The 11,772-nt window shown below is 65.7% G+C and carries 9 protein-coding genes; 4 read left to right on the top strand and 5 right to left on the bottom strand.

Annotated elements, in window-relative coordinates:
- Positions 1–18 precede the first annotated feature (18 nt).
- Genes SP6_RS02510 through SP6_RS02500 form a run of 3 tightly spaced genes read right to left on the bottom strand, consistent with a single transcriptional unit; the run spans position 19 to position 3,023 of the window.
- Positions 19–1,065, bottom strand: coding sequence for a homocysteine S-methyltransferase family protein (locus SP6_RS02510; protein ID WP_007405891.1), 1,047 nt, complete (start codon positions 1,063–1,065; stop codon positions 19–21).
- Positions 1,066–1,122: 57 nt separating this feature from the next.
- On the bottom strand, positions 1,123–2,064 hold the full coding sequence (gene metF, locus SP6_RS02505) for a methylenetetrahydrofolate reductase (RefSeq protein ID WP_007405892.1): 942 nt from the start codon (positions 2,062–2,064) through the stop codon (positions 1,123–1,125).
- The gene (locus tag SP6_RS02500) at positions 2,061–3,023 is read right to left on the bottom strand and encodes an ArsR/SmtB family transcription factor (RefSeq protein ID WP_007405883.1); all 963 of its coding nucleotides are present in this window, start codon (positions 3,021–3,023) and stop codon (positions 2,061–2,063) included. The genes metF and SP6_RS02500 overlap by 4 nt, the downstream gene beginning before the upstream one ends.
- Positions 3,024–3,148: 125 nt before the next feature.
- Here SP6_RS02500 and SP6_RS02495 point away from each other — a divergent pair, with 125 nt between their 5' ends.
- On the top strand, positions 3,149–3,526 hold the full coding sequence (locus SP6_RS02495) for a hypothetical protein (protein WP_037569235.1): 378 nt from the start codon (positions 3,149–3,151) through the stop codon (positions 3,524–3,526).
- A 75-nt stretch (positions 3,527–3,601) separates the two neighbouring features.
- Here SP6_RS02495 and mqo read toward each other — a convergent pair whose 3' ends face one another.
- Positions 3,602–5,326, bottom strand: coding sequence for a malate dehydrogenase (quinone) (gene mqo, locus SP6_RS02490; protein ID WP_037569278.1), 1,725 nt, complete (start codon positions 5,324–5,326; stop codon positions 3,602–3,604).
- A 475-nt stretch (positions 5,327–5,801) separates the two neighbouring features.
- Here mqo and SP6_RS02485 point away from each other — a divergent pair, with 475 nt between their 5' ends.
- Genes SP6_RS02485 through SP6_RS02475 form a run of 3 tightly spaced genes read left to right on the top strand, consistent with a single transcriptional unit; the run spans position 5,802 to position 8,265 of the window.
- Positions 5,802–6,692 carry a 2-dehydro-3-deoxygalactonokinase gene (locus SP6_RS02485; RefSeq protein WP_007405909.1) on the top strand — a complete coding sequence of 297 codons (891 nt, stop codon included), beginning with the start codon at positions 5,802–5,804 and terminating at the stop codon, positions 6,690–6,692.
- Positions 6,689–7,318: a 2-dehydro-3-deoxy-6-phosphogalactonate aldolase gene (locus SP6_RS02480; RefSeq protein WP_007405927.1), complete on the top strand. Its 630-nt coding sequence runs from the start codon at positions 6,689–6,691 to the stop codon at positions 7,316–7,318. Before SP6_RS02485 ends, SP6_RS02480 begins: the two co-directional genes overlap by 4 nt.
- A 5-nt stretch (positions 7,319–7,323) precedes the next feature.
- Entirely contained in the window at positions 7,324–8,265 is a 942-nt protein-coding gene (locus tag SP6_RS02475; RefSeq protein ID WP_007405919.1) for a Gfo/Idh/MocA family protein, read from the top strand.
- A gap of 206 nt (positions 8,266–8,471) precedes the next feature.
- On the opposite strand, the gene SP6_RS02470 is transcribed toward SP6_RS02475, so the two are convergent.
- Positions 8,472–11,573 (bottom strand): TonB-dependent receptor domain-containing protein, encoded by a 3,102-nt coding sequence (locus SP6_RS02470; RefSeq protein ID WP_007405860.1) that lies wholly within the window; start codon positions 11,571–11,573, stop codon positions 8,472–8,474.
- Positions 11,574–11,772 lie beyond the last annotated feature (199 nt).

Below are 11,772 nucleotides of genomic sequence, written 5' to 3'. Positions count from 1 at the left end.
ACAGGGGAGGAATAAGGGTCAGGCCGCCATGGTGAACGGCTCCAGCCCGGCGAGGCGGGTGACGACCGGCGGGGTCGGGATGGTGCGGGGCTTCATGCCCTTCACCTTGTCCGCGATCGCCTTGATATGCGCGGGCGTCGAACCGCAGCAGCCGCCGAGCACATTGACCTGCCCCTCGACCGCCCATTCGCCGACCAGGCCCGCGGTGGTCACCGGCGCCTCGTCATAGGCGCCCAGCTCGTTGGGCAGCCCGGCATTGGGGTAGATCATGATGAGCGTGTCGCAAATCTCCGACAGCGTCTTGACGTGCGGGCGAAGCTGCTCCGCCCCGAACGAGCAGTTCAGTCCGATGGTCAGCGGCTTGGCGTGGCGCACCGCGTGCCAGAAGGCCTCGACGGTATGGCCCGACAGGTTGCGGCCCGACAGGTCGGTCAGCGTCATCGACAGCATGATTGGGATTTCGCGGCCGAGCGCCTCGCCCGCCTCGATCGTGGCCATGATCCCCGCCTTGGCGTTCAGCGTGTCGAACACCGTCTCGATCAGGATGAAGTCCGCCCCGCCCTCGACCAGCGCATCGATCTGTTCGCGGTACACGTCCTTGAGGTAATCGAAGTCGATCTCGCGATAGCCGGGATCGTTGACGTCGGGCGACAGCGACAGCGTCTTGTTGGTCGGCCCGATCGCGCCCGCGACAAAGCGGGGGCGCCCGTCCTTGGCCTGGAACTCATCGGCGATGCGGCGGGCGAGCTTGGCGCTCTCGACATTGATCTCCCGCACCAGATGCTCCGCGCCGTAATCGGCCTGGCTGATCCGGTTGGCGGAGAAGGTGTTGGTCTCGGCAATGTCCGCCCCCGCCTCGAAATAGGCGCGATGAATCGCCTCGGGCACCTCGGGCTTGGTCAGCGCGAGGATGTCGTTATTGCCCTTCTGGTCATGGGTCAGGCCCAGCGTACCCGCATAGGCCGCCTCGTCCAGCTTCCAGTTCTGGATCTCGGTGCCGAACGCGCCGTCGGTGATGAGGATGCGCGTGGCGGCTTCGGCGAGGAATATGTCGCGGGTGGTCATGGTCTACTCCTGCCCCTCCGGCGAAGGGCGTATTGGCATTCGTCTAGGGCGGAGAGGTTACGCAGCCGCTACCGTCTCGGCCTTCTTGCCGCGCACGCCCAGCATATGGCTGATGGCGTAGGCCAGCTCGGCGCGGTTGAGCGTGTAGAAGTGGAACCCCTTCACCCCGCCCGCGTAGAGGCGACGGCACATCTCGGCGGCGATCGTCGCGGCGACGAGCTGGCGCGCGGCGGGATGATCGTCCAGCCCTTCGAACAAACGGTCCATCCAGTCGGGGATGCTGGCGCCGCACATGCCGGCGAATTTGCGCGTCTGCGCGACGTTCGACACCGGCAGGATGCCCGGCACGATCTCCGCCGCGATCCCCGCCGCGGCGGCGGCATCGCGGAAGCGGAAATAGGCTTCGGGCGAGAAGAAGAACTGCGTGATCGCCCGGGTCGCGCCCGCGTCGATCTTGCGCTTCAGATTGTCGATATCCGCCTGCTGATCGGCCGAGTCCGGATGGCATTCGGGATAGGCCGCGACCGAAATCTCGAATGGATGCAGCTTCTTCAGCCCCGCGACCAGATCGGCGGCATTCTCATAGCCGCCCGGATGGCTGACGAAGCGTGCGCCCTCGGCGGGAGGATCGCCGCGCAGCGCCACGATATGCCGCACGCCCGCCGCCCAATATTCCTGCGCGACCTGATCGATCTCCTCGCGGGTTGCCTCGACGCAAGTCAGGTGCGCCGCAGCCGCCAGCGTGGTCTCACGCTGGATACGCGCCACCGTCGCATGGGTCCGCTCACGGGTCGAGCCGCCGGCGCCGTAGGTCACCGAGACGAAGCGCGGATCGAGCGGCTCCAGCGTGCGGATCGCGTCCCAAAGCTGCGCATCCATCTTCTCCGTCTTGGGCGGGAAGAATTCGAAGCTCACCGCGATATCGCCGCCGACATCGGCGAACAGCGGTTCCTCATGCGCCAGCGCGGCCTCGGCCTGCGTCAGGATCGTGTTCGTCATGCCGCCTTTACCCTATTCGTCTCGACGGGCCGAAGCCCCTTCTTCACACCCAGCCAGAGCTTGACGGTCAGTTCGCCACCCTCCAGCGTCTCGGTCTGCGCCAGCGTCAGCCCGGCGGGACCGAACCAGCCCGCAATCTGCTCATCGGCAAAGCCCAGACGGCTATGCGCCGCCTTTTGCCGCAATTCCTCGCGATCGTGCGGCGCGAAGTCGGCGATCAACAACCGCCCGCCCGGCCCCAGTACCCGCGCCGCCTCGGCGATCGCCGCGCCCGGCTGCTGTGCGAAGTGGAGGACATGGTGCAGGATCGCGATATCGGCCGCGCCGTCGCCCATGGGAAGCGCATAGAGGTCCGCCTGGCGCAACTCGGTATTGGCGCGCCCGTGCAGCTTGGCCCGCGCCAGTCGCAGCATCTCCGACGAGCGGTCGATGCCCAAGGCCGCGTCGGCACGATCGCCAAACAACTCCAACATGCGACCCGTACCGGTACCGATGTCGATCAGCGTGCCGAGATGGCCTTCGCCGATCACGCCCGTCATCGCCTCTTCGATCTCGCTGTCGGCGACATGGAGCGAGCGGATCGCATCCCACTCGCCGGCATGGTCCTCGAACCACGCCGCCGCGCTGGCCGCCCGGTCCGCGCGCACCGCCGCGAGGCGCGCCACGTCGGCGACGACCCAGGGGTCGGGCGTCTCCGCCGTCCAGCGGTCGAGCGCCGCCATCACCGGCTCCACCGCGTCGCGATCACCCAGCGCGACGAAGACCCAGCTACCTTCCTTGCGCCGCTCGGCCAGTTCGGCGTCGACCAGGATCTTTACATGGCGGCTGACCCGTGGCTGGCTCTGGCCGAGCACCTGCGCCAGCTCGCCCACGGACAGCTCCATCGAGCGGAGCAGCGCCAATATGCGCAGCCGCGTCGGATCGCCCAGAGCGCGAAAGATTTCGAGCGCATTCGCCATGGATCACGATATAAAGATATCTTTATATGCGGTCAACGGAAGGAAGAGATTTCGGCCGACACGGACCCGAAACGGATAATCTGCGTTGGCACGCCGATCATATGTTTGAAACGGGAGTGTTTGCCATGAAGAAGGCCCTGATCCTCGCCCTGACCGGTGCCGCCGCGATCTCGCTGGCCGCGTGCAGCGAAAACAGCCGCACCCAGACGGAGCAGGCCGCCGACGCCATCGCCGCCGATGCCAAGGCAACGACCCAGAACGCCTCGGACGATGTCGAGGCCGCGACGGCTCGCGCGCTGAACTCGGCAGAGAACACCATCGACCGCGCGGGCGACAAGCTTGACCGGGCCGGTGATCGTGCCGCTGTCCAGGCCGATCGCGCTGGCGACAATATCGATCGTGGCCTCGACCGGGCCGGCGACAAGATCGAGCGGGGCGCGGACAATGCGCGTCAGGCGACCGGCAACGCGCTGGTCCGCGCCGGCGAAGACGTCCGCCGCTAATCGCGCCACTGCATGAAAAAGGGCCGGTCGTGGAATGCCACGACCGGCCCTTTTTTGTGATCGAAACCGATCGACTTACAGCGCCAGATCGGGATGGCGGTTGGGGCTGACCCGCGTTGCCTCGGGGCGCGGGGCCTCGGTGGTCGCAGGGCTCGACACGGCCGGCGGGGCCATGGCGAGTTGCAAGGTCTCCGCCGTCGCCGCCCATTCATGCGCCAGCAGATCGCGATCCTCATTGAGCGCGGTGCCATAGCTCGGCACGATCTCGCGGATCTTCGCCTGCCAGGCGGGGGTCGCCAGCCGGTCGGGGAAGACCTTCTTGATCAGGTTCAGCATGATCGACGGCGCGGTCGAGGCGCCGGGCGAGGCGCCCAGCAACGCGGCGATCGACCCGTCCTTCGACGCGACGATCTCGGTACCGAGCTTCAGGACGCCGCCCTTATCGGGATCGCGCTTGATGATCTGCACGCGCTGGCCCGCCTGCCATAGCCGCCAATCGCCGTCCTTGGCATTCGGGAAATATTCCCGGAGCGCGTTCATCCGGTCTTCCTGGCTCATCATCAACTGGCCCGCCAGATATTCGACCAGCTCGAACTCGTTCCAGCCGACCGACAGCATCGGCCGGAAATTGTCGAGCGTCACCGACTTGGGCAGATCGAAGTAGGAACCTTCCTTCAGGAACTTGGTCGAGAAGGTCGCAAAGGGCCCGAACAACAGCACCTGCTTGCCGTTCAGATAACGGGTGTCGAGATGCGGTACCGACATGGGCGGCGATCCGGTCGCGGCCTTGCCATAGACCTTGGCCAGATGACGGCGCGCGATGGCGGGATTCTCGGTCACCAAGAACGATCCGCCGACGGGGAAGCCGGCATAATCGTCGCCTTCGGGGATACCCGATTTCTGCAGGATGGGCAGCGCACCACCGCCCGCCCCGGCGAAGACGAAGCGTGCGGTGATGATCCGCTTGTCGCCCGTCTTCATGTCGCGCGCGGTCACGCGCCACGTGCCGTCATTGTTGCGCTCCAGCGAGCGGACCTCGTGACCGGTGGTCAGCGTCACGCCGGGCTTGCCCTGCATCGAGCGGATATATTGGCGCGTCACCTCGCCCCATTCGCAATCAGTGCCGAGCTGGGACCGGGTCGCGGCGAGCTTCTGCCCGCCCTTGCGCCCTTCGATCATCAGCGGCACCCATTGCGCGATCTGGCGCGGGTCGGTGGTGAACTCCATGCCGGAGAAGAGCGGGCTGGCGAGCAGCGCGGCGTGGCGCTTCTGCAGGAAGGCGACATTCTCGTCGCCCCACACCAAGTTCATGTGCGGGGTCGAGTTGATGAAGCTGCGGGGGTTCTGCAGCACCCCGGTGCGGAGCTGGTGACTTAGGAACTGGCGCGTGACCTGGAACTGCTCGTTGATCTCGATCGCCTTCTTGATCTCAACCCGCCCGTCGGCCTCGTTGACCGGCGTATAGTTAAGTTCGCACAGCGCCGAATGGCCGGTGCCGGCATTGTTCCAGCCGTTGGAGCTTTCCTCCGCCACCTTGTCCAGCCGCTCGACCATCTCGATCGTCCAGCCGGGCTCCAGTTCGCGCAGCAGCACACCCAGCGTCGCGCTCATGATGCCGCCGCCGATCAGCAGCACGTCGACCTTCTGCTCGGACGCCGCCGCCTCCGCCACGAACGGCGCGACCGAAGCCGTGCCCGCCGCCAGCGCGGAACCCATCATGGCCCGCCGGGTGATCCCGTCCTGGCCAACAGGTTCGGGAGCACGCGCCCGGCCCCGCTGGTTTCGATCGTCACTTCGCATGTTCGACGCCTTTTCGATTGGGGTCATCCGCGCTGTCAGCAACCTATGGTTGCCACGAACGGCATGACCGCGATGTCCAAAATCGGGCGCAGCCCTTCCGCCAGCCGCGATCACGCGAGCGGAAAAGCGGCCGCAACCGGCCTTCCGTTCCTCACCCAAATGTTTGATTTCATGTACCAGCCATTCGCATAGCCGACTCTTATCGGCTGTCCATGCCGGCCAAAGCCGCTGTTCGACGGCTTTGTCGGGGCAGTCAACAGAGCGACCTTTCCCAAGTCTGCATGAGCTTATCGATAATGCATTGCAATATATGCAATGCTGTCAATGGTGTGCAATTTTCCGCTCACCGCTTTGGACGATTGCCGCACCGTTGTTCGGCAAACCGCTCAAAAAGCCGCTTGTGCCCGGCTTGCGCGGCCGATTTTATTGTCCTACAAATCGGCTTATAAAAATTTCAGGAGAGGCCGTGCCCGCCGTGCCAGCAGACGTAACGCCCGCCTATCTTGCGATCGACTGGGGTACGACCAACCGCCGAATCTATGTGATCGCCAACGATGGCACGATGCTCGACACGATCCGCGACGACCGCGGCGTGCTCGCCATGGCGGCGGGAGAGTACCCCTCGGAGATCGCGGCCATCCGCGATCGGCTGGGCGATCTGCCGATCATCGCGGCGGGCATGGTCGGGTCGACCCGCGGCTGGCGCGAAGCGGCCTATGTCCCCGCCCCCGCCGATCTGGCGACGCTGGCCGGTGCCGCCACCCGGATCGAGGAACAGCGGGTCACCATCGTCCCCGGCGTCTCGCTGCTGACCGACACCCGTGCCGATGTGATGCGCGGGGAAGAGGTGCAGGTGCTGGGCGCAATCGTCGCCGGCTTGGCCCCGGCCGACGCGTTGTTCGCGCAGCCGGGCACGCACAATAAATGGGTCCATACCCAAGGCGGCAGGATCGCCGACTTCGCCACCACCATGACGGGCGAACTGTTCGCGCTGGTCAAGGGGCACGGCATCCTTGCGGGCATGCTCGACGGCCCCGTCGCCGACGGCCCCGCTTTCCGCGACGGCCTGTCGCGGGGCAGCGGCGCGTGCGATCTGACGGCGGCGCTGTTCGGGGTACGCGCCTCCGTCCTGCTCGGCCGGATCGCCGCGGAGGACGCCGCCGCCTATGCCAGCGGGCTGCTGATCGGCAATGACATCGGTGCGGTGCCCGACATGGAGGGGCAGACCGTCTATCTCCTGTCAGGCGGCTTGCTCGCCGACCTTTACACCATCGGGATCGAACAACGCGGAGGCCGCGTCGTCGCGCTCGACAGCCATGCCGGTTTCCTCGCCGGCCTTCACGCCATTCGGGAGCATTTGTCATGACCGACCCAGCCGCACGGTTCGCCGCCGCCTTCGCCGCCTGCCCGCTCGTCGCGATCCTGCGTGGACTGACCCCCGCCGAGGCGATCCCCGTCGCCGATGCGCTGGTCGAGGCTGGCTTCACCCTGATCGAGGTGCCGCTCAACTCGCCCGATCCGTATGACAGCATCGCCGCCATCACCGCCCATGTCGGAGACAAGGCGATCGTCGGTGCGGGCACCGTGCTGACCACAAACCAAGTCGACCAAGTGAAGGCGGCCGGCGGCAGCCTGATCGTCTCACCCAACACCGATACGGATGTGATCGCGCATAGCGTGGCCGAGGGGCTGATCTCGCTGCCCGGCTATTTCACCCCGTCCGAAGCCTTTGCCGCTCTGAAGGCCGGCGCACATGGCCTGAAGCTGTTCCCGGCCGAAGGCGCCTCCCCCACCTTCCTCAAGGCGCAGCGCGCCGTGCTGCCGCGCGATGTCGCGGTGCTGGCGGTCGGCGGCATCACCCCCGACAACATGGCCGAGTGGCGCGCCCACGGTGCGGACGGCTTTGGCCTGGGCTCCAATCTCTATCGCGCGGGCAAGCCGGCGGCGGATGTCGCCGTGTCGGCGCGCGCTTATGTCGAAAAGGCACGCTGATACCGATGACCGACACGATCCGTCTCGCGCTGGTCGGCATGGGCAAGATCGCCCATGACCAGCATGTCCCCGCCATCGCGGGGAACCCGGCCTTCGAACTGGTCGCGACCGTCAGCCGCTCGCCCAATGGAGTCGAGGGCGTGCCGCATTTCCACGACATCGACGAACTGGCCAAGAGCGACATCACCGTCGATGCGGTCGCGCTGTGCACCCCGCCGCAGGTCCGCCACGCCATCGCCGCCGCCGCGCTGGAGAATAACTGGCACGTCTTCCTCGAAAAGCCGCCGGGCGCGACGCTGGCCGAGGTGGCGGTGCTGGAGGAACTGGCGGCCGAGGCGGGCGTGACCCTGTTCGCGAGCTGGCACTCACGCTACGCGCCGGGCGTCGAGCCGGCACGCGAATGGCTGTCCGCCCGCAGGGTCACCTCGGCTGCGATCACTTGGCGCGAGGATGTGCGCCAATGGCATCCGGGCCAGGCCTGGATCTGGGAAGCGGGCGGCTTCGGCGTGTTCGATCCGGGCATCAACGCGCTGTCGATCGCGACGCACATCCTGCCCGAGCCGTTCTTCATCGAGCGCGCGACGCTCGACTTCCCCGCCAATCGCGATGCGCCGATCGCCGCCGATGTGGCGTTCCGCACGACCGACGGCACGCCCGTCACGCTCGACCTCGACTGGCGGCAGGAAGGCCATCAGAGCTGGGACATCGTCGTCGAGACGAGCGACGGTACGCTGAAGCTGGCCGAAGGTGGCGCGGTGCTGACCCTGCCCGATGGCTCGACCCCGCATCATGAGGAAGGGCTGCACGGCGAATATCCGGGGCTCTACGCGCACTTCGCCGAACTGGTGCAGGGCGGCCGCTCGGACGTGGACATCGCTCCCTTGCGCCATGTCGCCGACGCCTTCATGCGCGGCAAGCGGCGTGAGGTCGAGGATTTCGTGGAGTAATTCGCCGTTCTAAGGTCATTCCCTTGGCCTTCGACTTCGCTCAGGCTGAACGGATGGGGGAATAGTAGCAGCCTCCGTTCGCACTGAGCGAAGTCGAAGTGCACGCCACGTCCAAGCCAAAAAATAAGGCCGGTTGTCCGCAGGCACGACCGGCCTTTTCAGTTCGAGGATTGGCGGGATGCCGAAGCACCCCGCCGGGGGAAGGGTTAGAAGTTGATCGTCGTCCCGATCGCGATCTGCCGGCCCAGCGCGTCGTAGCGCTGCGGCGCGGTGTTGGTGCGCGACAGGGCGACCTGGTACGAGTTCGGGATGATCGGCGGCGTCTTGTCGAACAGGTTGTTCGCGATGATCCGGAAGGCGAACTTGCGTGCGACATTCCAGGTCAGCGCCAGGTCGAAGAAGCTCTGCGGCGCGATGCGGGCGAACGTATTCTGGAACCGCTCGGGCGTGCCGCCGATATCGGCGTTGCCCGAATTGTTCGCGGTCGTCAGCGACCCGATGTAGCGCCAGTTGAACGACACGTTGAAGTCGCGATCCGGCGTGGTCCAGGTGGTGCGCAGGGTATGCTGCCATTTCGGAACCAACTGGCCGCACGAGATGCCGTTCGAGAAATAGCCCGCGCAGTTATACTGGCTGCGCAGCGGCGAGTCCTGGCCACCGGCCAGCGTCGACAGCGAGCCGTTGAAGCTCCAGTCGAAGCGCCCGGCCTTGTTCAGGTCGAGTGAATACTGCCCCTGAAAGTCCCAGCCATAGGCCAGCGTCCGGTAATAGTTGGTCGTCCCCTGCCGCACGAAGCCCGACGAGGGATTGCCCGCTGGCGCATTGCCGATCGACCCGGTGGTCGGATCGCGGACGATGCCGTTGCAGAAGAACGGGTCGCCATTCGACGCCAGACAGCCCTGCAGATAATAATCCGCGCCGTTATAGCCCAGCGAGTTGACGATCCGCACCTGATAGCGGTCGGCCGAGAAGACCAGGCCCGGAATGAAGCTGGGCTTCACGACCAGACCATAGGTCAGCGTATAGGCGGTTTCCGGGTCGGCGGTGAAGCCGCCGCTCCGCGTCGTGCATCCCTCAGTCGGGCAGAGCAGCGAGGCGCTGCCATACAGATTGTCCGCCAGCCCCGTCTTGCTGCACAGCTCGCGCGAACCGATCGGTGCGGTGGTGACGGTGCCGTCCGCCTGCGTCCGCGGAACGGGGGCGCAGAAGTCGGTCAGCGTGGTGTTGCGGCCAAAGTTGATCTGCGTCGCCTGCCGGATCTCGATCACCGTCGGCGCGCGCTGCGCCTTGTTATACGAGGCGCGGAAGGTCAGGTCGCTGACCGGCGCGTACAGGCCTTCGATCTTCCAGGTCGAGAAGGTCTTGGGGTTGGAGCTGTATTTGGACACGCGGAAGCCACCATTGGTCTGCAGCAGATGCGCGAACGGCTTGTTCTGGATCAGCGGCGCCTGAAGCTCGATATTCGATTCCCAGACATCCTGGCTCAGCCGCGCGTCCTGGTTGCCGAACTGCTGCACGAACCCGGCATCGGCGGTCGAGATCAGGCGGTCCTTGCGATATTCGGTGCCCAGCGACACCGCCAGACCGTCATCGGCCCAGGGCGTCTTGATGCCATAGGTCGTCAAATCGCCATTCACCACGGCAATGGCGTCGAACAACTGGGTTACCTGACGGCGCAGGCCCGTCGCCCCGTCCGTGAACAGATAGTTGGTCAGCGCATTGCTGCCCGACCCCGCCCGGAAGGCATCGAAGGGAATGCAGGACGGATCGGTGCCGTTGACCACCGAGCGGCAGGTCGGCGTGCCGTTGACGGACACGACATCCAGCGCGCGGTTGACTCGGTCATTCTGCGACGTCGGCCCCAGATACCATTCCTGCTGGTTGCGGGCATAGACGCCGCCCACATCGTACGACCAGGCCTCGCCGATCTTGCCCCGCACGCCACCGGTCGCGCGGAAGCCCATATTGACGAAGCGGTCGGCCTGCGACGGCTGTCCGTCGAAGCGATAGCGCACGTCGAGCGGCACATAGCCGGTGGTGCCGGTGCAGCCCAGCGCACCCGCCTGTCCGGCCGACAGGAAGGGGTTGTCGCAATTCACCTGATAGGGCGTCGTGCCCGCAACGGTGTAGGAATAGACGCGACGCGGCGTCGGGTTCTCGGAGGTATCGCGGAACCAGATGCCGTCGCCATAGATCTCGGCCTCGGGCGCGATCTTGAAATTGACGAAGCCGCCGGCCGTGTAGCGCTCGTTGGCGCGCTGGAAGGAGACGTCGTCATAGGGGTTGGCGGCCAGACCCGGCCCCGGACCGAAGGGCACGAAGCTGCGCGTGCCATCGGGATTGTTGACATATTGCGCATTGGCGTTCGGCCCCGAGATGGGCGAGACGAAGCCGCTGCGCGAATAGGTCGACAGCGGCGAGCAGGACAGCGCCGAGTCCTTCGACAACTGCGCGATCGGGCAGGCCGCATAGGAGCGCGCGCCGTTGCGGACGAGATCGGCCTGACGATAGTTGAAGAAGCCCGAGATGTTCAGCCGGTCGTCGAGCAGCTTCTTGCCGGCCGTCACCGTGATGTCCGAACGACCACCGTCATTGGTCAGGCCGCGCGGGCTGCTGAAGCCGGCCGCCGCCGCGATCGGCGTGACGATGTTGCTCGTATTGTTGTGGTTGTAGAAATTGTAGTTGCCGTCGACGCGCAGCCCTTCGAAATCCTTGCGCAGGACGAAGTTGACCACGCCCGAGATCGCGTCCGAACCATAGACCGACGAAGCGCCGCCCGACAGCACGTCGACACGCTCCAGCAGGCTGGCGGGGATGATGCCCGTGTCCTGGCCGTTCTGCGTGCCCAGACGCTTGCCGTCGACTAGCACCAGCGTGCGCTCGAAGCCCAGGCTGCGCAGCTTGATCCGCTGGCGGCCGTCGGAATCGGCATAGTTGGACTGGGCGTCGGGGGCGACCTGCGGCAGGCGATTGAGCACCTCTTCGACGTTCAGCGGTGCCTGCGCCTGAATGTCCTGACGCGTGACCGAGGTGATCGGCGCGGCGGAGGCCAGATTGGGGCGGGTGATGCGGGTGCCGGTGACGATGACCTCACCCCCGCTGGACGCCTGCGGCGTGCCGGTGATCGCGGCGGAGCGGGTGGCGGCGGCGTTCGCGCTGATCGACGCGTCGCGATCCTGATCGGTGCCACCCTGTGCGGCGGCGTCCTGGGTATCCGTCCGGCCGACCTGCTGCGCGAAAGCGGGTGCCGCGAACATCATGGTCGCGGCCGAAAGCGCCAACCAGGATGAGGATTGATGGATCTTCATAAATCTCCCCTTTGCCCCGAATGATCTCGTGTCGGGCTTGGGGAAAAAGACAAATCAGTTACGTTAATAGGTCAATACCTAAACCATACCTATTTGCGGCCAAGGCATACATTGCTGACCGACGTGACCAAAAAGCCACATAAGAAAACGATTTCAATATCTTGGATCATAGTGCCGATAGCCAATAGAGGCCGCCCGA

This window comes from Sphingomonas paucimobilis NBRC 13935 (assembly GCF_000739895.2).
Classification (GTDB): domain Bacteria; phylum Pseudomonadota; class Alphaproteobacteria; order Sphingomonadales; family Sphingomonadaceae; genus Sphingomonas; species Sphingomonas paucimobilis.
The sequence above is the reverse complement of the archived record's forward strand: the minus strand, read 5'-3'. Positions and strand labels throughout refer to the sequence as shown.

Coding starts and splice junctions, on each gene's coding strand:
- SP6_RS02510 (WP_007405891.1), bottom strand. CDS start 1,065: ATGACCACCCGCGACATATTCCTCGCCGAAGCCGCCACGCGCATCCTC.
- SP6_RS02475 (WP_007405919.1), top strand. CDS start 7,324: ATGACCGACACGATCCGTCTCGCGCTGGTCGGCATGGGCAAGATCGCC.
- SP6_RS02495 (WP_037569235.1), top strand. CDS start 3,149: ATGAAGAAGGCCCTGATCCTCGCCCTGACCGGTGCCGCCGCGATCTCG.
- SP6_RS02470 (WP_007405860.1), bottom strand. CDS start 11,573: ATGAAGATCCATCAATCCTCATCCTGGTTGGCGCTTTCGGCCGCGACC.
- SP6_RS02480 (WP_007405927.1), top strand. CDS start 6,689: ATGACCGACCCAGCCGCACGGTTCGCCGCCGCCTTCGCCGCCTGCCCG.
- SP6_RS02500 (WP_007405883.1), bottom strand. CDS start 3,023: ATGGCGAATGCGCTCGAAATCTTTCGCGCTCTGGGCGATCCGACGCGG.
- metF (WP_007405892.1), bottom strand. CDS start 2,064: ATGACGAACACGATCCTGACGCAGGCCGAGGCCGCGCTGGCGCATGAG.
- mqo (WP_037569278.1), bottom strand. CDS start 5,326: ATGCGAAGTGACGATCGAAACCAGCGGGGCCGGGCGCGTGCTCCCGAA.